Here is a 21,260-nt window from a genome sequence, read left to right as displayed (position 1 = left end):
TTTATAGAGAAATACGATTAATTTTTTATTGATTTTAAATATTTATGATCTTTTTATTAATAAATGAGGTTTTCTGTTTAATTATCACAAAAGGTTTCCTTCTTACAAAAAGTGCTGGAAAATGCTAATTAGCCAAAAACACATTTGGATTTGGCCTGCTTAATTCAAAACTTAATAATTCCAGAATTTTACATTCCTCCTTTTTATAAACTTAGTAATCCATTTATTTTACTTCATGAATCAATCACAACCCATCGGTACAGAGACAAATTTTCTCAGCACCATCACTTCTTGGCCATTTTGGAAAGACTTTCTTTTCATTGCCATCGGGATTTGTATGGCAAGTATTGGGTTGAAAGGATTTTTGCTTCCCAATGGGTTCTTTGACGGAGGTGCTATGGGGATGTCACTATTGCTGGAATTGCTTACTCCGGTCAACTTATCTGTTTTGATCGTTTTGGTCAACATCCCTTTCATTCTCCTTGGAGCGAGACAGTTTTCAATCAGTTTCGCAATAAAGTCCAGCTTAGCCATTTTCGGATTAGCCTTAATGGTACATTACATAGAAGTACCTACCATCACTGCGGATAAGCTTTTGATCGCTGTTTTCGGAGGATTTTTCTTGGGTAGTGGTATTGGGTTTTCTATCAGAGGAGGGGCGGTAATCGATGGAACTGAAGTACTGGCCATTTCAGTCAGCAGAAAGTCCAGCTTGACAGTGGGCGATTTTATTACAGTTTTCAATATCTTCCTTTTCATAATCGCAGCAATCTTTGTCACCCTAGAAACAGCCATGTATTCTATGTTGACTTATTTTTCCGCTTCCAAAACAGTGGACTTCTTTATCAACGGTGTGGAAGAATACTTGGGAGTCATGATCATGTCTCCTCAAAATGAAGAAATCAAAAGCATGATTTCCTATGACTTAGGTCGCGGTGTCACAGTTTTAAAATCAGATGGGGGTTATGGTGAAAAAGCCAATTTACTTCCCGATCGAAAAGTGCTTTTTTGCGTGATCACGAGATTGGAGGTAACTCGATTATTAACTGCAATTGAAAAAATAGATCCTAAAGCTTTTGTAATTCAATATCCGATCAAAGACACCAAGGGAGGAATGATCAAGAAAAGACCGATGCATTAATCCTCTATCAGGAATAAATGAGAAAGCCAAGAGAATCTCTTCTCTTGGCTTTCTCATTTATTTATGGATTGATCTTGACTTTCTTCAGCCAAGCCTTACCTTTTTCTTACGAAATCGATGATCCACTCGCTGTTCCTTCATGTGGCGTCAACAATTTCAATTTTCCATCTTTATCTTCTGCCATCAGGATCATCCCTTCGGAATCGATACCCATCATTTTTCTTGGGGCAAGGTTGATTAGCATGGTCACTTGTTTCCCAACCAAAAACTCAGGTTCGAAATGTTCTGCTACACCGCTTAGAACAGTACGATGACCTAATCCGGTATCCACTTTTAGCTTGATCAGTTTCTTTGATTTCGGCATTTTCTCCGCTTCCAAAACTGTCACCACCCTCATATCCAATTTCGCAAAATCATCATAAGTAATGATTTCTTTCATTGCTGGCACTGGTGCATTTGCAGCTTCGTTTTCTTTCTTGGCATCCATTAGTTTCTGTACTTGTTTATCTACTACTTCATCTTCAACTTTTTCGAAAAGCAAGCCCATTTCCCCTAAGGCTGTTCCTGCTTTTAATAATTCCGCTTGTCCGGCATCTTCCCATGCGATCTTCTTCATTCCAAAAAGATCTACCAGTTTTCCTGCGGTAAATGGAAGGAAAGGCTCGGATACTATTGCCAAATTCGCTGCAATATTCAATGCTATATTGAGAATAGTCGCTGTTCTGCTTTCGTCCGTTTTAATGACTTTCCATGGCTCAGTATCTGCCAGATATTTATTCCCAAGTCGGGCTAAATCCATCACAATCCCAAGTGCTTCTCTAAATCTGTATCGCTCAATAGAAGATGCGATTTTCTCAGGAAACTCCGCCAAATCATCTATAACCTCCTGATCGTAACCAGTAAGTTCACCTCTTAGTGGGATAATTCCTTTGTAATATTTATGAGTTAATACGACCGCTCTGTTTACAAAATTCCCATAGATCGCAACCAATTCAGAGTTGTTTCTTCCCTGAAAATCCTTCCATGTAAAGTCATTGTCTTTCGTTTCTGGCGCATTGGCAGTTAAGACATAACGCAGCACATCTTGCTTGCCAGGGAATTCTTCTAAATATTCATGCAACCAAACGGCCCAGTTTCTGGAAGTTGAGATTTTATCACCTTCCAAATTCAAAAACTCATTGGCAGGAACATTATCTGGAAGTACATAACCTCCATGTGTTTTTAGAATTGCCGGGAAAATGATGCAGTGGAAAACGATGTTATCCTTTCCGATGAAATGAACCAGTTTTGTTTCCTCATCTTTCCAATATGGCTCCCAATCGATCCCTTTTGCTGCCGCCCATTCTTTCGTAGAAGAAATATATCCTATCGGTGCATCAAACCATACATAAAGCACTTTGCCTTCTGCATCCTGCAATGGCACTTTGATACCCCAATCCAAATCACGGGTCATAGATCTGGCTTGCAATCCATCTCCAGCTTCCAACCAAGAACGACATTGTCCCAAGACATTGTTTTTCCAATCTTCGGCATGATCTTCCAGAATCCACTTTTTCAAGAAATTCTGATATCTCGCCAAATCCAAAAACCAGTGCTTTGTCTCCTTTAATACTGGTGTTCTTCCGCTTAATTTTGATTTTGGATTGATTAATTCTGTTGGGCTCAAAGAACTTCCACATCGCTCACACTGATCACCATAGGCGTGGTCATTTCCACATTTAGGGCAAGTTCCCTCGATGTATCTATCTGCCAAAAACTGGCCTGCTTCCTCGTCAAAGTATTGTTCTGTGCTTTGCTCTAGAAACTCGCCTTTTTCATACAAATCCTTAAAAAATCCCTGAGCGGTTTCATGATGGATTGGAGCAGAAGTTCTGGAATAATGGTCAAAGCTGATTCCGAATTCCTTGAAACTACCTTTCATGATTTCATGGTAGTTATCCACCACTTCCTGAGGCGTTTTCCCTTCTTTCTTCGCTTTGATCGTAATAGCTACTCCATGTTCATCCGATCCACAGATATAAGCCACATCTTTTCCTAAGCTTCTCAAGTAGCGGACATAAATGTCTGAAGGAATGTAACATCCCGCCAAATGGCCAATATGCAAGGGCCCATTGGCATAGGGAAGGGCTGAAGTAATCGTATATCTTTTAAAATTCTTATTGCTCATATCCTGCGGAAAATCTGAATGGTAAACGGGTGAAATAAAATTAAAATTCCATTATTTCTGGCCGCAAAGATAGGGAAATCAGCCGAAGCAGAGATCACGCATTTGCAAATTCATTCCTGGCTTCCTCCGTCAGTATGCCATTGTATATTACAGAAACTGCTTGGTCGAAGATATCTGAGGGTGAAAGCTTCATTCCTTTTTGCATGGTTTCTGGAAACTGGCTCAGGAATTTAGGATCTAAAAGTGACTGAATCGCAGATGCATATAGCATGACCACTAGGTTGATATTGATTTTTGGATTGACTAAGCCCTGATCCACTCCCTGCTTGATCAGCTTGTAAAATCTCAAATAGGCCGATTCATTGATATAAAGGCGCATTTCTTCCCAAATTTCTTTGGCATGCTCTCTTACATCTTCAAATAATTCAGGATTTATCGGGGCTAGATGCGTGGCAACAACAGTTAGGGTAGACTTTAATTTCAGCGGAAAAGAGATGTATTTGTTTTCCAAAATCGCCTCCACTTTCGAGCTCATTTTTAGCTTCAGCACTTCAAAAGAAGCCTCCAACAACTCAAGCTTTCCAGGATAGTATTTGTAAAGTGTTTTCTTACTCATTCCCAGTTCGGAAGCAATATCATCCATGGTGGTATGTCGGTAGCCATTGCTCAGAAATTGCTTATAGGCTACATCCAAAATCTTGTTTTCTACGCTACTTTTTTTGCTCATCATCGTTATCGCTGCTCAAATATATAAATTCAATCCAAGGAAGAAATAAGTACGAGGATTCATGTAATCTAGACTTTTTAGATTGCGCATTGGACATTCAAAGCGTATTTTTAGGATTCAAATTTTCAGATTCCCTCTATGAACCATCAGGAAGCAGCCGCTAGGATCTCCCAACTCAGCAAAGAAATTGACCGCCATAATCAGCTTTATTACATGGAGGATCAGGCAGAAATATCTGATTTTGAATTTGATAAACTGCTAGAAGAGTTAATCAGTCTAGAAACTCAATTTCCCGATTTATTGAACCCTGACAGTCCAAGTCAGCGTGTTGGCGGCACGATTACCAAAGAGTTTGAAACTGTTGCTCATGAATATCGAATGCTTTCTCTGGGGAATACTTATTCCAAGGAAGAACTTATTGCATTTGATGAACGCGTGCAAAAAGGACTGGGAGGAAACGCGTACGAGTATTTCTGTGAAATGAAGTTTGACGGAGTGGCAATCAGTCTGATTTATGAAAATGGAAGATTGGTCAGGGCTGTAACTCGGGGTGATGGAACGCGGGGCGATGATGTGACTGCCAATGTCAGAACGATCCGAAATATTCCTTTGCATCTAAATGCTCCTGGAATCCCTGAAAAATTTGAAGTACGAGGCGAAATCTTTCTGCCCCATAAGGAATTTGAAAAAATTAATGCTGAACGGGAGGAAAGAGGAGAAGCTTTGCTGGCCAATCCAAGAAATGCTGCCTCGGGAACATTAAAAATGCAGGACAGCTCGGTTGTGGCCAAACGCCGACTCAACTGCTATTTCTACCAACTCCTTGGTGAAAACATAGGCGTGGATTCCCATGATCAGGCAATTTCCTTGATTGAAAAATGGGGATTCAATGTATCTCCTACTTATAGAAAAACATCAACAATTGAAGACGTATTGGCTTACATTGAAGATTGGCGAGAGAAACGCTTCAGTTTGCCTCTTGACACAGATGGGGTTGTTTTGAAAATCAATGATTATGAGCAAAGAGAAGAGCTTGGATTTACAGCAAAAAATCCTCGCTGGGCGATTGCTTATAAGTATAAAGCTGAGAGTGCTGAAACTGAACTTTTGTCCATTACATACCAAGTTGGCCGAACTGGTGCCATCACTCCAGTTGCGAATTTGGCTCCCGTTAGTTTGGCGGGTACCACTGTCAAAAGAGCCTCTCTGCATAATGCGAATGAGATAGAAAGACTGGGACTCTATAGCGGTGATTTTGTCTATGTAGAAAAAGGTGGGGAAATCATTCCTAAAATCACTGGCGTTGATTTTTCGAGAAGAAAACCTGAAGCTAAACCGATTGAATACATTTCAGAATGCCCTGAATGCGGCACGCCACTAGAGCGAAAAGAAAGTGAAGCAAAACACTTCTGTCCAAATTCTGCTAATTGTGCCCCGCAAGTTTTGGGAAGAATCGAGCATTTTGTCCACAAAAGAGCTATGGATATTGATTCCATGGGGACGGAAAGAATCAGGGCACTTATCGATCAGGAATTCATCCGAAATCCTGCTGACATCTATGTGTTGGAATCAAAGCAAAATGAGCTTTTGGGGCTGGAAATGTCTCAAGATCAATACGAATTAGAAGGGAATGGCTTATTGTACGTAACTCTGGAAAAGGCGCTTTTTGCACTGACAGAGCAAATTTCTTTCAAACAGATTCAAGATTGGTTGATTGAAAACACGGAACTTCCCCTATTTGAAAAGCTCCGAGCATTTCAGGATCAAATTCGGAAATGGAAGAAAAAAGTACCTTCCAATACCGGAATGGTAGATTACCTGATTGCAAACTTGAAATCCCATGACTTACCAAAATTGGAGGATTATGTTCCTGTAGCAGTGGTTTTGGAGATATTCTTGGGAAGAAGAGTGGACTTTGAACAGATTTTAGAGGCTTCCAAGCAACATGGAACTGTTCACCGAATTCTACTTGAATTGAACCTTGATCTCAGCCAAGAGTTGGTCGAGCGAATCAAAAAACTAAAAGCCAATACCTTTCAGGAGGGTGTCATCAAAAATATGATGGAAGGAATTTCTGCTTCCAAGAAGCAACCTTTCGAGAAAGTCTTATTTGCCCTTGGAATCAGAAATATTGGAGAAAATACAGCTGCTTTGCTCGCAGAACATTTTGGATCGATTGAAAAGCTGAAAGAAGCAACATCTGAGCAACTCATCGAAATCAATGGTGTAGGAGAAACCTTGGTTAATAGCCTTCAGGAATTCTTTGCTCAGCCAGAAAATCTAGAGATTATTTCTAGGCTAAAAGGTCACGGGCTTCATTTTGAAATGGAGGAAAAAGAATCGGTTTCCTTGGGGAATACTCTGGAAGGAAAGAAAATTCTGGCATCCGGAAAATTAGAGAATTTCAAACGAGATGAAATTGTTGATTTTGTGAAATCACATGGAGGACAATACATTTCTTCCGTTTCCAAAAGTCTGGATTTCATCATTGAAGGAGCAGAAATGGGTCCGAGTAAGAAAGAAAAAGCCCAAAAACTTGGGATTCCTCTTATTTCAGAGGAAGAATTTCTAAAAATGGTCCAAGAATAATCCAAATTTTAAATTCTCTTAAGATCAATTCAAGTAAGCCCATTATCTTTAGGCCCCAATCCTATTAACACTAATATGAACCAATTTAAAGGCACCGGAGTAGCATTAGTCACACCCTTTCATGATGATTGCTCTATCGACTTTTCTGGCTTAAAAAACCTGATAGACTATGTTATTGAAGGTGGAGTTGATTACTTGGTAGTACTTGGCACTACTGGTGAAAGCGCTACATTGACTCCTGCTGAAAAGAAACAGGTCCTAACAGCTTGCCTTGAATTCAATAATGGACGAGTGCCTGTGGTTTATGGTGTTGGAGGAAATAATACGCAAGCCGTTTTAAACGACATTAGCAATACTGATTTTACGGGGATTTCTGCCATACTATCAGTCAGCCCATTTTACAACAAGCCGAGTCAAGCTGGAATAATAGCTCATTACACTGCTATTGCTGACAATTGCCCTGTTCCGGTCATTCTATACAATGTTCCAGGCAGGACTATGTCAAATATGGCTGCAGCAACGACTGTGCGACTAGCTGATCATCCAAATATTATTGGAATGAAAGAAGCGAGTGGCAACTTGGAGCAGTGCATGGAAATTGCCGCTAAAAAGCCAAAAGACTTTTTGTTAATTTCTGGCGACGATCTTATGACCAAAGCCATGTACAGCATCGGGGGATGTGGAGTGATTTCGGTTTTGGCCAATGCCCTTCCGGCAACTTTTAAAAGCATTTGTCATGGTTCTGAGAAAGAAAGCCTCAAAGCAGCATTTTCATTACTTGATTTCAATAGCCTGATGTACGTGGAAGGAAATCCAGTTGGAATCAAAAATCTTTTGATGCACATGGGAATTTGTGGGGACCAGTTGCGATTACCAATGTTGAGAGCAAGCTTGGACCTGAATCATCAGATTAAAACATTACACCAAAAGTTAAAGTAAGTTGAATGCATAATGCCCGATCGATCTCCGAATTAAACCAGTTGATCCAAGATGTCATTGATAGAGAATTGGATCCGGTATACTGGGTAATCGGAGAAATTTCGGATTTCAGACTTTCTCCTCAAGGCCACGCCTATTTTGAGATTGTAGAAAAAAAGGGGAATCAAATCCAGGCCAAATTACGGGCAAACCTTTGGCAGTTTACATATAGAAATGTCGCTGCAAGATTTGAATCAGTCACTGGTTCAGGTCTAAAAAATGGAATGAATATTTTGGCTCAAGTAGCCATTAATTTTCATCCACTTTATGGCCTCAGCATCAATATTAAAGATATTGACCCTTCTTTTTCACTCGGTGAAAGAGCTAGATTAAGGCAGGAAACCATTGACAGGATTACGCGTGAAGGGATCCTTCGATTAAATGCTCAAAGGGAATTACCTCCAGTCATTCAAAAAATCGGAATTATCAGTAGTGCAACTGCCGCTGGATATGGTGACTTTATCAACCAGATTGCTGTAAACTCTGGAGGGTATAAAATTTATCATAAATTATTCCCTTCCTTGATGCAAGGAAATGAGGCTGTAGAAAGCCTAATAAGAGCAATTGACCTGGCAGAATCATCACAAGATGAACTAGGGCTCGAAGCTTTGGTCATCATTCGAGGAGGCGGTGCTCAATTGGATTTGGATTGCTTTGATGATTACAGACTAGCAGAAAGAATCGCAAAATGCTCACTCCCTGTTTTTACCGGAATCGGTCACGAAAGGGATGAAACCATAGCAGATTTGGTAGCTCATACACGCCTTAAAACTCCTACAGCCGTTGCGGAATTTCTGCTTTCCGGATTTAGGGAATTTGAAGAAAACCTATCCTTGTTATTGAGAAGATTGGATCGAGCAACCAGAAATCAACTGCAAGAGCAAAATGCATTGATTCAGCAGTTCAACCATAGGTTGGAATCGAATTGTAGAAACAGAATAGGAAGAGAATTTGAAAAGCTGGAATCACTCAACAAACGATTCAGAAATGCATCCAAAAACTCCATTCAGATCCAGCAATTTACGCTATCAAGTTTTGAAAAGTCCTTTCATGAAAAAGTAAGGAATTATCTGAAATCAGAATCAGAAAAACTAGATCATAAAAGTAAGGCTATTTTGAGCTTAGACCCGAAAGCAATTTTTGCAAGAGGATATACCAGATCAGAAATCTCTGGAGTACCTGTTCATCTAGCCAAACCTAAAATAGGCGACTCGATGACCACGCATACACTAGAGGAAAAAATCAACAGTACAATTACACAAATTGAGGAGCAATGACAGCAATTAAATATACTGAAGCAATGGCAAGGCTAGAAGAAATTTTAGCCCAGCTGGAAGAAGGCAAAAAAAGCGTGGATGAATTATCTGAGTTAGTAAAAGAAGCTTCAGAGCTCGTCAAGGCCTGTAAGATCAAACTTAAAACTACTGAAGAAGAAATTCAGAAGGCATTTGAAGCCGATTGATTTTTATCAAGATAGCAATAAATCGCGAATTACTGAGTTAATGATATGAAATCCGTCAAAGGATTGGCATATTTGTTGTCGAATTTGCAATTAATCCTGAAATCATTTCTAATCTATCAGGAATCCTGCCATGTCTAGATTATTATTTATACCACTTTTTTTAATTGTTGCTTTGACTTCCATTGAAGTTTCAGCTCAAAATTTCTACAGAGAAAAAATTTCCCGGGACAATCTCTTAAGTATTGGTTTTGGTCCTTCTTTCGCCTATTTGGATAATGGAGGCGCGTATAGAGATTTCAAATTTGAAGTTAAGCCATCTTTTTCGCTTGGGTATATCAAAAGATTGACTCCAATGTTTGACCTGCGTGCGACTACTGGTGTACAATGGATTTCAAGTGGAGGCACACCTTCAACTCAGATAAAGAATTATTGGGCAGAGCGCAATTCAGCTTTTACAGCAAAAGGAAGTGCTTTGTTTTTTGATGTTATGCCAAGTGTAAACCTGATTCCTTTCACCAATCACATGAACAGAAGCTTCGCAAACCTTTATGGTGGTTTTGGTGTGGGAATTATGTACTCTAGCACCAAACAAACCAAATCGTTTGATGAAAATGAAGTTCCTGAAAAGTTCAGTACGACCACTGCCTATCTCCCTTTCAGAGCTGGATTAAGCTTTCAATTAGGGGCTTATGCTGATATCGCTGCAGAAGGGACATTGATGTTGACCTTCTCTGATAATCTGGATGGAAATGTTGGATTCAATAGATTTGGAGACCATCTCGGACAAGTACAGATTGTGTATCGACGCTATTTATATCCAAAAATAGATTAATGAAAAAGGAGCTTTTTAGCTCCTTTTTTTATGAATTGACTTTGCCGATTGCTTGCAAAAACTTCCTCGGAATACTCACCAGCATATTCTGATATATACTTGGGATCCTGATCAGGAAATAATCTTTATTTCCTTTTTCGATTACTTCTCCTGTCATATTTTGAAGAGCCCCTCCTATCACTTCTACTTTTTCTCCTGGCTCAATGACACTGCCATCAGACTCAATCGCAACGCCAGTTGAAATAACTCTGGCAATGGTTTCCAACTCTTCATCTCTGATCGTCGCATGCTGCCCGGAGAAGTGTACAAATTTAACTGCACCGGGAACCTGTAAACATTCCCAAAGTTCATTTCTTCTGGTCTTTACAAAAACATACCCATTGAATAAGGGACGTTCTACCTTCTTTTTTCGATCAGACCATTGTCTTAATTCTTCTACTATCGGCAAATAAACTTCCTTGCCATTTTCTTTTAATCTCGCTGCAACCTTCTTCTCGGAACGAGACGCTGTATACATCACGTACCACTTTAATTCTTCCATTTTTTACTTCCTTTTGGGTTTGTAAAATTAACATTTTTTAGCAGCAAAGGCCGAACCAACTAGGGCTAAAAATCAAAAAACCCCCGGGATAGAACCCCGGAGGTTTTATTAAAAAAACCACCAACCTTAAAACAATCATGCTTTAATCTTCTTTAACCGCATATTTAACTTATCGGCCAAGAGATACATGACTGGTACAATTACTAACGTGAGGAAGGTCGCAAAGGTTAACCCGAAAATAACTGTCCAGGCCATTGGTCCCCAAAAAGCTGCGTTATCCCCTCCTACATAAAACTGTGGATCGAATGAACTCAATAAAGATCCAAAGTTGATATTCATACCGATTGCCAACGGCACCAATCCCAATACTGTGGTAATTGCTGTCAAAAGAACCGGTCTTAATCTTGTTTTTCCAGACTCAACAATACTACCCATCAAGTCAGAATAGGACAAGTAATCGTTTTTGCCAATTCCTTGTTCTTCACGCTTCCGCTCTCTTACGAGGTTAGTATAGTCGATCAATACGATGGCATTGTTTACCACGACTCCAGCAAGGGAAATAATACCGATACCAGTCATGATCACAACAAAGTCCATGTTGAATATTACTAGCCCCAAGAAAACACCAATAGTACTTAATACCACAGAAGCCATGATGATAAATGGAGTTGTTACTGAGTTGAATTGAGCAACGATAATCAAGAAGATCATCGAAACGGCAATCGCCAAAGCTTTCACAAGGAACTGCATCGATTTTGCCTGTTCTTCTTGCTCTCCTGCATATTTTAAAGTGATACCATCAGGTACATCATACTTTGCCAAGGCATCCTGAATCTTCTGGTTTACTTCAGTTGGATTATATCCATCCAACACATTGGAATATACAGAAACGACTTTCTCCAGATCTTTTCTTTTCACAGAACCATATGTCGATCCATATTGCAAATCAGCAACAGCTGAAATCGGCACCTCGCGCTTCTCTCCAAACTTATCTCTGAATCCGATTTTTTTGTTGATCAGCGTATTGATATCGTACCTGTAATCTTCTTCCAATCTTAACTGGATAGGATAATCATCTTCTCCTTCTTTGAATTTCGATACTTCAAGTCCAAATAAGGCAGTTCTTAACTCAGTTGCAATTTGAGATGTAGACAAACCAAATCTTCTGGCTTTATCTCGGTCGATATCCAAAATCAACTCTGGGTTACCCAAAGACAAGTCCGATTTCAATTCCTCGATTCCAGCAATATTCTGCTTGTCCAAATATTCACGGGTCTGATTCACGTAAGCAATCAATTCCTCGTAATCTTCACCTATAAATTCAATATTGACTTGCTTTCCTACAGGAGGTCCATTTCTTTGCTTATCCACTGTAATCAAAACACCAGGGTATTTTTCTACCAATCCTCGGATATCCTCCATGGCTTTATTCGTATTAATTCCCTGACGGTCAATGTAATCCACGAATCCAATAGTTATTTTCGCTTTATTAGGTGTAGCTTGATTACTTGGACCTTCTATAGGATCGCCAGTTCCTTCTCCTACTTGTGTAATCACTGACTCTATGATATTAGAGTAAGGATCTAGAGTGGTCATCAACTCATCCTCCATTCCATCCACAAATTTATTAGTCGCTTCGATGTCAGTTCCAATAGGAAACTCTACAAAGACATTGATTAATTGTGGTTGGTTATCCGGGAAAAACAAAACTTTTGGTGAGGCAACAATTAAAAGTGCCATTGAGAAAACCAAAAGAAGAACAGTTCCTCCCAAAAACATGTAAGGCTTTTTTCCAGCTAAAGCATACTTCAAAATACCTTCATACATGTTTTCCAGTCTGACCAAAAATACTGTCTGAAACCATCTGATTCCTTTTCGAAGCAAGAAGACATTGAACAAGGTCAAAACGCAAGCGATCAACATCAATGATCCCATTGCTGTCCATGTAACCAGATAGAAAATGGTAGCTAAGACTAGAAAAATCCCTGCAATAACAATGGATTTCTGCTTTGGTTTCTCCTTAGTAACGTCTTCCACTTTCATATACATAGATGTCAACACAGGGTTGATCACCAAGGCAACGAATAAGGAAGAAGACAATACAATGATCAAAGTGATCGGAAGGTATTTCATAAACTCTCCCACCAAATCATCCCAGAATGCCAAAGGTAAAAATGCGGCAAGTGTGGTGGCTGTGGATGTAATAATCGGCCAAGCCACTTCACCTACTCCTTCTTTAGCTGCTTGAACAGCAGACTTGCCTTCGGACATCAATCGATAGATATTTTCTACAACCACGATTCCGTTATCCACCAGCATTCCCAGTGCAAGAATCAGGGAGAATAAAACCATCAGGTTTAGCGTAATCCCAAAAGCATTCAGGATCAAAAACGAAATGAACATGGAAAGCGGAATCGCTGTCCCAACGAACAAGGCGTTTCTGAAGCCCAAGAAGAACATCAAGACCAATACAACCAAGATTACCCCGAAAATAATGGAGTTTTCCAAGTCACTAACCTGTAGTCTGGTTTGCTTGGATTGGTCATTGGTAATAGTGATTTCAAGATCTGATGGAAATCTATTGGCTTTGGTTTCCTCAATAATCTCTTTGATTTTATCCGCTGCATTCAATAGGTTTTCACCACTTCTTTTGGTCACGTTGATAGTTACTACAGGAAGGTTTTTACTTCTAGCATAACTTGATCTGTCCTTATAAGTGTCTTTTACCTCTGCAACATCTCTTAGATAGACGATCTTCTGATTATCTGTCTTAACGATGATATTCAGCAGGTCCATTGGATCGGTAAACTCACCATCGATTCGAAGGGTTCTTTCAAACTCACCAGAACGGATATTACCTCCTGAGATAGTCACATTTTCAGCTTGTACGGCTCCGGAAATATCAGAAAAATTAACCCCAACGGCTTCCATTTTATAAGGATCCGCATTGATCTGGATCTCCCTTTCAACAGTTCCTGCCAACTCAGCTTTAGAAATCTCAGAAAGCTTTTCTATTTCATCTTCCAGGTATTCCCCAAATTTCTTCAACTCTGCCTCGGTATAATTTCCCGAGATATTCACGTTCATGATCGGGAAATCCGAAGTGTTGATTTCCAACACATTTGGCTCCTGATCCAAATCAGTAGGTAGCTCACTTTTGGATTTATCTACCGCATCTTTAACATCTTGGATTGCCTTCGAAATCTCGACACCAGGGTTGAATTCAATAACAATCGAAGAGAAATCCTGCACAGAAGTGGAAGAAATATCCTTAATATCATTCAGAGACTTTAATTCCTTCTCAATCGGTCTAGTGATCAAGTTCTCCATATCCACAGGAGAGTTTCCTGGGTAAGGAGTTCCTACATAGACTGTTGGAATAACAATCTCCGGAAAGCTTTCTTTAGGCATGGTACGATAAGCGCTCAATCCCAAAACAGTAATGATCAAGGTAAGGATCACTACTGAGGTGGAATTATCCACGCTCATGCTGGATAGCCCAAATTCTCTAATAGTATTTGATTTTGGTTGCTCAGCCATGTCTTATAATTTGGAAATATTCACGTTGAAATTATCCCCTACTTCTCTGAATCCTTTATCGATAATCACTTCGTTTCCAGTTAAACCTTCCATCACTTCGGTTTGTCCGTCAAAAGTCATCCCTCTTTTGATATAGGTCTTTTTTGCTACGTTGTTTACAACTGTGAAAACGTAATCACCTCTATTATCACTCAAAATCAGATAGTTGGGAACCAATACACTAGAAGTGTTTTCGTAATCCTTGATTTCTAATACAGCGATCATATTTGGTTTCACATCCTTGATGTTTGGTAGGAAAACCTCCACTTTGAAAGTTCTGTTGTTTGGATTAATGATCCCACCAACAGAAGAAACCTTCGTATGCAACTCCTCATCGATAGATGGGAAACTTACATAAACTGAATCTCCTTTATGAAGTACTCCAATGTACTTCTCAGAAATATCTGCTTCGATAAACAAATCGCTTTCACCAACAAACTGGAACATTGGAGATCCTGGCTGAACCAACTCTCCTATTCTAACATTCACAGTTTCAATTGTACCGTTAAATGGAGCTCTTACAAATGCTTTATCCAATTGGGTTTTCAAGGAAGCTATACTATTTTCCAGCGACTCTTTTCTGTTTTTGGCTTCTAGGTACTGAACTTCAGTTCCGATTTCCTGCTTCCAAAGTCTTTCCTGCTTTTCGAATAAAGTCTTAGCTAGGTCCAAAGAAGTCTGCAATTCATCAATATTTCTCTGAATGGTTTCAGCATCGATTTTTGCAAGCAATTGCCCTTTGGCAACTCTCATTCCTTCAATAGCTGGAACCTCCAAAATTCTACCGGCAGTTTCAGCACTGATGCTGACGTTTTTCTTGGAAAGTACAGAACCAGTAACCTCCACGAAATGCTCAAATTTTCCTTTTGAAGCATTTACAGTAGTTACTAGCATTGACTTTTGAGTCTGTTTCAAAAACTCAGGATCCAAAGCTCCAATTTCCTTTTCCAATTCATCGATGGAAGCGGCAAGCTCTGCAGACTCAGTTTTCAGCTCCTCAAGCTTTTCTTTTTTGGACTCTAAATCGTCCCCTTTTTGACAGCCATAGGCCACTAAAATCAAGGAGGCAAATGACAAAAATTTAAGCGTTGATTTCATGTGTGTGTTATTAGTATTGCTATCCTGATGCTGGCTTTTCCTTAGGCCAACAGGCGGGAATTCGAATTATTTAATTAATTATTTAGCTATTTGTAAAATACCCAGTGCCTTTTCCAGATTGACTTTGGAAACCAATCCGTCGTATAAAGCAGCCAGATAGTTGATTTCAGCTTCGATCAAAGCCGCATCAGCTTCCACAACCTCCAAATTGGATCCGACACCTTCATTATATTTGATTTTGGAGATATCATAAACCTCCTGAGCCAAGTCCATATTCTCACGCTGAACTTCCAGAATATGAAGGTCATTTCTGAGATTGGTTTTTGCTTCATAGATTTCCAAGGCGATGTTATCATCCAGAAAAGCCATTTGATTCTCCAATTGCTGCAATTGAACTCTGTTTTTCTGAATTCTTGCACTTTTTGCAAGACCATCGAAAATCGGAATAGTCATGGTCACACCAAGCAAGGAGCTGGAAAACCAATTTCTTGACTGATATAAATTGGAAAAACTATTTGCAGCACCACTTCTCTGATAGTTGGCATTGAAGTCAATACTCGGCATGTATTGGACTGTGTTATTTTTGAGATCCAAACCAACCAGTTCAATGTTTTTCTCCAATTGGCTTACTTCAACCCGATACATTCCTTCCATCGACATCAATTCCTCCAGTTCTGATTGTGGATTCAATTCAGCTAAAGTCTCAGTTATTTCGATGTCATATTCCTTGGGTAAACCCATCTGGATTTTCAACAACTGCTTCGAAATCTCATAAGCTGTTTTGCTACGCTCCACCTGTGTGTAGGTATTGTTGCGCTGAACCTGAATTCTGGAAACTTCGATTTTCTCAGTAAACCCAGCTTCATTTAAAGCTTTGGTTTCGTCCAATAAAGAATCGATTCTGGTCAGGTTAGCTTCAGCTAATTTGATTCGCTCCTGATTGACTAAAACCCCAAAAAAGGCCTTCTTCACATTTTCGATAACATCATTTTGCGTTTTGATCTCATCATACTGTGTCAATTCCCTCAGAGTTTTAGCCGCTCTCAATCCAACAAAGAAAGATCCATCAAAAATCATCTGAGATGCAGTCGCTGACAATCCTGATTGGTAGCTAACACCGAATCTGGCAGGAATCACATCAGAGTCAATATTGGGATCTCCAAAAGGAGGCTCATTTGGCAAGAAAACAACCGGAATAGATGGGTTGTAATTCAGATTGAAAGAGCCATTGATCTGGGGCAATCCCTTTGAAGTTTCTTCTTTGACAGTAGCCTCCGCTATCATCAATTCCAACTTGGCATTCTTGGCATCCACATTGTTTTCCAACGCATAGCTGATGGTTTCTTGCAGGTTCAATTGCAATACTTCCTGGGCTGAAACATTGGCTCCAAAAAGCAAGAATGCAATCAGTACAAAAAGGTAATTTTTCATAGTGTGCAAATCATTCAAGGATCTTTGAGTTGGGGCAACTTCTTTAAAGGCGATTGCTTGCTCAGATCCTCTCATTTGTGGTAGTTGTTTTTTGTTGTTGGTAAGCTAATCTTCCTTTCTCTGTAAATACTCCATGAAGAAAATGGTCTAGCATTTCTATTTGAAGATCCAGAATACTATATCCTTCCATTTTGAAATTACTCGGATCAAAAACAGAATTGATTTGATTGATACGCATCCTCGCTAGGATGTGGGAATCAATATCCTCGCGAAAATAGCCTAAAGCTTTTCCTTTCTCGAGCACATTGACGATATCTGTCATGATAATTTCCTCCTTGTACTTCTCAAACATTTCCCATGCTTCCGGGAAATATCTCTGTACTTCCAAAATGACCATGGGATTCATATTCGCCAATCGGTCTCGAATTGTTTTGGACATCTGTAATAAATGGTCAATGACTCCATCCCCATCATTCAGAATTGCTCTCAACTTTTCCTGATCATGTTTGAGCAACATGGAAAAAGCCTCCTTGACCAATTCTTTTTTATCCTTAAAATCCTGGTAGATTGTCTTTTTAGAAATCCCCACCAAACGTGCAATATCTTCCATGGTTACGGTTCTGACACCAAACCGGCTGAATTGCTCTACTGCCACCTCTAAAATCTTCTGTCGCATTATTCTTCTACATGAATCATCAGACCACAAAACTATGGAAACTTTTGGGAAGTCCAAAGTTTCCATAGTACCAACAACGAACAAAATTCGGTGTTAACAATTATTTAACATAGAAAAATGAACGATATTGAACACTTTTTGCAAAAACTTTCAATTTCTTCCGCAATAATTTGACTAAAATCAAAGGTGAATTTTCATTTTTGAACGAATAAAAAATCAAAATCGTCTCAGAAAAACGAGTTCAATTCAATATTTTTCAATCTTTCAATTTTCAAATTTTTCAATCTATAGTCCAATTCCTTACCTTTGCAGCTTACTAGCCTAAGGACATGATTTTCTTCTTCGAATCCCCTCAAAACCTTATCTACGCAGTTCAAACCCCTCAACCTTTCGCGCCTGAAGACATCCAGAAATTAATCTGGCTATTTGGCGAAGCGAAAGCACTGGAAACCAGCAAAGTAGAAGGTAAATTCTCAGGACCCAGAAAAGAGATGATCACTCCCTGGTCTACCAATGCAGTGGAAATCACTGGAAACATGGGGATTCCTGGCATTATCAGGATTGAGGAGTTTTTCCCGATGAACCCAGCCGATCAAATCGATCCTATGCTTCAAAAAGCTTATGATGGATTGGATCAGGATATTTTTGACATCCATTTAGAGCCTGAAAAGATTCAGGAAATTCAGGATATCGCAGCTTATAATAAAAAAGAAGGTTTGGCTTTAAGCCAGGAAGAGGTTGACTACTTGGAGAATGTAGCCAAGCAATTGGGTAGACCTTTGACAGATTCAGAAGTGTTTGGATTTAGCCAAGTAAACTCTGAGCATTGCCGACATAAAATCTTCAATGGCACTTTTATTATTGATGGTGAAGAAAAGCAAAAGACGCTTTTCCAACTGATCAAAGAAACCTCCAAAAAACATCCGAACAGAATCGCCTCTGCTTACAAGGATAACGTTGCTTTTGTAGCAGGACCAAAAGCGCAGCAATTTGCTCCGAAAACACAGGATAAAGCAGATTTCTTCGAAACAAGAGATATTGACACCGTTATTTCCCTAAAAGCGGAAACACATAATTTCCCAACCACTGTAGAGCCTTTCAATGGAGCTGCAACCGGCGGTGGTGGTGAAATCAGAGATAGAATGGCTGGCGGAACAGCATCTATTCCTTTGGCAGGAACAGCAGTTTACATGACTTCTTATGCCAGATCAGAAGAAGGAAGAAGCTGGGAAGCTAACTTGGAAGCCAGACCTTGGCTTTATCAAACTCCAATGGATATTTTGATCAAAGCCTCCAATGGAGCCTCTGATTTCGGTAATAAATTTGGCCAGCCCTTGATCTGCGGATCAGTGTTAACTTTTGAGCATGAAGAGGATGGCAAACAGCATGGCTTTGATAAAGTAATCATGCTTGCGGGTGGAGTTGGCTTTACCAATGCTAAATATACCAAAAAAGAAGAACCTAAAGCCGGTGATCAGATTGTGATCATGGGTGGTGACAACTATAGAATCGGAATGGGCGGTTCGGCCGTTTCTTCCTTGAATACCGGTGAACTTTCCAATGCCATTGAGCTTAATGCGATACAAAGATCCAATCCGGAAATGCAAAAGCGTGTTTCCAATGTGATCCGAGCGATGGCTGAAAATGAAAACAACCCAATCATATCCATTCACGATCATGGAGCTGGTGGCCATTTGAACTGCCTTTCTGAATTGGTGGAAAGCACTGGCGGCACAATCCATATCGACCAACTTCCAGTTGGCGACCCTACCCTTTCTGCCAAAGAAATTGTGGGTAATGAATCTCAGGAAAGAATGGGATTGGTTGTAGGAAAGAAAGATATCGAAATGCTTCAGACCATTTCCGAAAGAGAAAGAGCTCCTTTCTATGTAGTCGGTGAGACTACCGGAGACATGCATTTCAAATTTGAGAACCAGAAGACGGGTGAAAAACCAGTAGACTGGAACTTGAGCTACATGTTTGGATCTTCTCCAAAAACCATTTTGGAGGACAAAAGAAGCGAAGCAAAGTTCTCTGAAGCAAACTACAATGCTGAATTGATCAAAGGCTATATCCGTGAAGTTTTGCAACTAGAAGCAGTCGCTTGTAAAGATTGGTTGACTAATAAAGTAGACAGATCCGTAACCGGTCGAGTAGCTACGCAGCAGACAGTTGGCGCAATCCAACTTCCTTTAAATGATGTGGCTGTGATGGCCCTGGATTTCACAGGAAATAAAGGGATTGCTACTTCCATCGGTCATGCACCAGTTGCTGCTTTAGCAGATCCTGAAGCAGGTAGCCGTTTAGCGATTGCAGAAGCAATGACAAATTTGATTTTTGCACCGATTCAGGATGGTTTGCAGGGAATTTCTCTTTCTGCCAACTGGATGTGGCCAGCAAAAAATGAAGGTGAAAACGACAGATTATATAGAGCAGTTCAGGCTGTTTCTGATTTTGCCATCGAACTAGGAGTAAATATCCCAACAGGAAAAGACTCCCTTTCCATGACTCAGAAATATCCTGACGGAAAAGTGGTCTACTCTCCTGGCACTGTGATCATTTCTACAGTTGGGGAATGCTCTGACATCAAAAAGACAGTAAAAGCTGCACTAAAACCTGTCAAAGGAAGCAGAATTTTATACGTAGATTTCTCTAGAGATCATCTGAAACTTGCTGGCTCAAGTTTTTACCAAGCATTGAACAAAGTGGGTTCCACCACGCCTGATGTGAAGGATGCGGCTTATTTTGGAAAAGCTTTCACCGCAGTTCAGGATTTAATTGATCAAGGTTGGATCCTTGCGGGACACGATATTTCTTCCGGCGGATTAATTACCGCCCTTTTGGAAATGTGCTTCCCTACTCCGGGTGTCGGTTTAAAAGTTCATGCAGAGAGAATGCATGAGGAAGATTTGGTAAAAGTTCTTTTCGCAGAAAATCCAGGGATTTTGATTCAGGTAGCTGATGAAAATGCCGTGGAAGCTTTATTAGTGGAAGCTGATGTGGACTATGTGGAACTTGCGAAAGTGACCGATACTGGTAAAGTGGAATTTAAAGGAAATGACTTAAGCTTGGATATTCCTGAGCTTCGTGACGTCTGGTTTAGATCTTCTTACCTTTTGGATAGAAAGCAAAGTGGAGAGAAACTAGCGAAGGATCGTTTCGATAATTATAAGAACCATGTCCTTTCTTATGAATTTGCCAAAGACTGGAAAGGAAGCTTTGAAAGTGCTGGACTGGATCCTTTCAGAAAATCAGCAGGCAAAGCAAAGGCAGCCATCATCCGTGAAAAAGGCGTGAATGGAGACCGTGAAATGGCCTATTCCCTTTGGTTGGCAGGATTCGAAGTGAAAGATGTACACATGACAGACTTGATCTCAGGACGTGAAAACTTGGAAGATGTACAGATGATTGTGTTTGTGGGCGGATTCTCCAACTCAGATGTTTTGGGTTCGGCAAAAGGCTGGGCAGGCGCTTTCCTTTACAATCCAAAAGCAAAACAAGCGCTTGACAATTTCTATTCAAGACCTGATACCTTGAGTTTGGGGGTTTGTAATGGATGCCAATTGATGATCGAACTGGGACTTGTAACGCCTGATCATGATGCTAAACCAAAAATGCTTCATAATGCTTCGCATAAATTTGAGTCAACCTTTGTGAATGTTACCGTGCCAGAAAACAATTCTGTGATGCTAGGCTCGCTTGGTGGACAGAGATTGGGTGTTTGGGTGGCACATGGAGAAGGTAAATTCTCCCTTCCAAAAGAGGCTAGCGAGTATAATTTTGCGATGAAGTATAGCTATGAAGCTTATCCTGGAAACCCAAATGGTTCGGATTATGCGACAGCAGGAATTGCTTCAGCTGACGGCCGTCACTTGGCGATTATGCCACATATCGAGAGAAGTTTAAAGCCTTGGAACTGGCCTTACTATCCAGCTGATAGATCTGATGATTTCACTCCTTGGATGGATGCCTTTGTGAATGCGAAAAATTGGGTTGAAAAGAATTCTAAAGGCTAAAATCAGATAGCTGAATTTGAATA

At 40.0% G+C, this 21,260-nt stretch carries 14 protein-coding genes; 7 read left to right on the top strand and 7 right to left on the bottom strand.

Annotation, left to right across the window (positions count from 1 at the left end):
• Positions 1–235 precede the first annotated feature (235 nt).
• Positions 236–1,141 (top strand): YitT family protein, encoded by a 906-nt coding sequence (locus J0A69_RS08850; RefSeq protein WP_206586197.1) that lies wholly within the window; start codon positions 236–238, stop codon positions 1,139–1,141.
• 106 nt (positions 1,142–1,247) lie between these two features.
• On the opposite strand, the gene metG is transcribed toward J0A69_RS08850, so the two are convergent.
• A complete protein-coding gene (metG, locus tag J0A69_RS08845; RefSeq protein ID WP_206586196.1) occupies positions 1,248–3,308 on the bottom strand; it encodes a methionine--tRNA ligase in 2,061 nt (686 codons plus the stop codon).
• Positions 3,309–3,402: 94 nt separating this feature from the next.
• The gene (locus tag J0A69_RS08840) at positions 3,403–4,038 is read right to left on the bottom strand and encodes a TetR/AcrR family transcriptional regulator (protein WP_317194855.1); all 636 of its coding nucleotides are present in this window, start codon (positions 4,036–4,038) and stop codon (positions 3,403–3,405) included.
• A gap of 135 nt (positions 4,039–4,173) precedes the next feature.
• Here J0A69_RS08840 and ligA point away from each other — a divergent pair, with 135 nt between their 5' ends.
• The 5 genes from ligA (at position 4,174) to J0A69_RS08815 (ending at position 9,896) form a co-directional block, all read left to right on the top strand.
• Positions 4,174–6,624 carry an NAD-dependent DNA ligase LigA gene (ligA, locus tag J0A69_RS08835; protein ID WP_206586195.1) on the top strand — a complete coding sequence of 817 codons (2,451 nt, stop codon included), beginning with the start codon at positions 4,174–4,176 and terminating at the stop codon, positions 6,622–6,624.
• A 75-nt stretch (positions 6,625–6,699) separates the two neighbouring features.
• On the top strand, positions 6,700–7,563 hold the full coding sequence (gene dapA, locus J0A69_RS08830; RefSeq protein ID WP_206586194.1) for a 4-hydroxy-tetrahydrodipicolinate synthase: 864 nt from the start codon (positions 6,700–6,702) through the stop codon (positions 7,561–7,563).
• Between the two features lie 5 nt (positions 7,564–7,568).
• The gene (xseA, locus tag J0A69_RS08825) at positions 7,569–8,879 is read left to right on the top strand and encodes an exodeoxyribonuclease VII large subunit (RefSeq protein ID WP_206586193.1); all 1,311 of its coding nucleotides are present in this window, start codon (positions 7,569–7,571) and stop codon (positions 8,877–8,879) included.
• Positions 8,876–9,064, top strand: a complete 189-nt coding sequence (gene xseB, locus J0A69_RS08820) for an exodeoxyribonuclease VII small subunit (RefSeq protein ID WP_206586192.1) — start codon at positions 8,876–8,878, stop codon at positions 9,062–9,064. The genes xseA and xseB overlap by 4 nt, the downstream gene beginning before the upstream one ends.
• A 130-nt stretch (positions 9,065–9,194) precedes the next feature.
• Positions 9,195–9,896: a hypothetical protein gene (locus J0A69_RS08815; protein WP_206586191.1), complete on the top strand. Its 702-nt coding sequence runs from the start codon at positions 9,195–9,197 to the stop codon at positions 9,894–9,896.
• A 28-nt stretch (positions 9,897–9,924) separates the two neighbouring features.
• Here J0A69_RS08815 and J0A69_RS08810 read toward each other — a convergent pair whose 3' ends face one another.
• From J0A69_RS08810 to J0A69_RS08790, 5 genes are all read right to left on the bottom strand, one after another.
• Positions 9,925–10,437 carry a UpxY family transcription antiterminator gene (locus J0A69_RS08810; RefSeq protein ID WP_206586190.1) on the bottom strand — a complete coding sequence of 171 codons (513 nt, stop codon included), beginning with the start codon at positions 10,435–10,437 and terminating at the stop codon, positions 9,925–9,927.
• A 135-nt stretch (positions 10,438–10,572) separates the two neighbouring features.
• Positions 10,573–13,977, bottom strand: coding sequence for an efflux RND transporter permease subunit (locus tag J0A69_RS08805; RefSeq protein ID WP_206586189.1), 3,405 nt, complete (start codon positions 13,975–13,977; stop codon positions 10,573–10,575).
• 3 nt (positions 13,978–13,980) lie between these two features.
• The gene (locus J0A69_RS08800) at positions 13,981–15,114 is read right to left on the bottom strand and encodes an efflux RND transporter periplasmic adaptor subunit (protein WP_206586188.1); all 1,134 of its coding nucleotides are present in this window, start codon (positions 15,112–15,114) and stop codon (positions 13,981–13,983) included.
• A 78-nt stretch (positions 15,115–15,192) separates the two neighbouring features.
• Positions 15,193–16,620 carry a TolC family protein gene (locus J0A69_RS08795; protein ID WP_236032760.1) on the bottom strand — a complete coding sequence of 476 codons (1,428 nt, stop codon included), beginning with the start codon at positions 16,618–16,620 and terminating at the stop codon, positions 15,193–15,195.
• Entirely contained in the window at positions 16,607–17,221 is a 615-nt protein-coding gene (locus J0A69_RS08790; RefSeq protein ID WP_206586187.1) for a TetR/AcrR family transcriptional regulator, read from the bottom strand. Before J0A69_RS08790 ends, J0A69_RS08795 begins: the two co-directional genes overlap by 14 nt.
• Before the next feature lie 329 nt (positions 17,222–17,550).
• Here J0A69_RS08790 and purL point away from each other — a divergent pair, with 329 nt between their 5' ends.
• Positions 17,551–21,237, top strand: a complete 3,687-nt coding sequence (gene purL, locus J0A69_RS08785) for a phosphoribosylformylglycinamidine synthase (protein ID WP_206586186.1) — start codon at positions 17,551–17,553, stop codon at positions 21,235–21,237.
• Positions 21,238–21,260: the final 23 nt, after the last annotated feature.

The organism is Algoriphagus pacificus, from assembly GCF_017254845.1.
Taxonomy (GTDB): Bacteria; Bacteroidota; Bacteroidia; order Cytophagales; family Cyclobacteriaceae; genus Algoriphagus; species Algoriphagus pacificus.
Note: the sequence above shows the minus strand (reverse complement) of the source record. Positions and strands in the feature narration are given on the sequence as shown.

Excerpts from the sequence above, each read along its gene's own strand:
- J0A69_RS08790 (WP_206586187.1), bottom strand. The coding sequence starts at position 17,221 with ATGCGACAGAAGATTTTAGAGGTGGCAGTAGAGCAATTCAGCCGGTTT.
- J0A69_RS08810 (WP_206586190.1), bottom strand. The coding sequence starts at position 10,437 with ATGGAAGAATTAAAGTGGTACGTGATGTATACAGCGTCTCGTTCCGAG.
- J0A69_RS08850 (WP_206586197.1), top strand. The coding sequence starts at position 236 with ATGAATCAATCACAACCCATCGGTACAGAGACAAATTTTCTCAGCACC.
- xseA (WP_206586193.1), top strand. The coding sequence starts at position 7,569 with ATGCATAATGCCCGATCGATCTCCGAATTAAACCAGTTGATCCAAGAT.
- metG (WP_206586196.1), bottom strand. The coding sequence starts at position 3,308 with ATGAGCAATAAGAATTTTAAAAGATATACGATTACTTCAGCCCTTCCC.
- ligA (WP_206586195.1), top strand. The coding sequence starts at position 4,174 with ATGAACCATCAGGAAGCAGCCGCTAGGATCTCCCAACTCAGCAAAGAA.
- J0A69_RS08815 (WP_206586191.1), top strand. The coding sequence starts at position 9,195 with ATGTCTAGATTATTATTTATACCACTTTTTTTAATTGTTGCTTTGACT.
- J0A69_RS08805 (WP_206586189.1), bottom strand. The coding sequence starts at position 13,977 with ATGGCTGAGCAACCAAAATCAAATACTATTAGAGAATTTGGGCTATCC.
- purL (WP_206586186.1), top strand. The coding sequence starts at position 17,551 with ATGATTTTCTTCTTCGAATCCCCTCAAAACCTTATCTACGCAGTTCAA.
- J0A69_RS08840 (WP_317194855.1), bottom strand. The coding sequence starts at position 4,038 with ATGATGAGCAAAAAAAGTAGCGTAGAAAACAAGATTTTGGATGTAGCC.
- J0A69_RS08800 (WP_206586188.1), bottom strand. The coding sequence starts at position 15,114 with ATGAAATCAACGCTTAAATTTTTGTCATTTGCCTCCTTGATTTTAGTG.
- J0A69_RS08795 (WP_236032760.1), bottom strand. The coding sequence starts at position 16,620 with ATGAGAGGATCTGAGCAAGCAATCGCCTTTAAAGAAGTTGCCCCAACT.
- dapA (WP_206586194.1), top strand. The coding sequence starts at position 6,700 with ATGAACCAATTTAAAGGCACCGGAGTAGCATTAGTCACACCCTTTCAT.
- xseB (WP_206586192.1), top strand. The coding sequence starts at position 8,876 with ATGACAGCAATTAAATATACTGAAGCAATGGCAAGGCTAGAAGAAATT.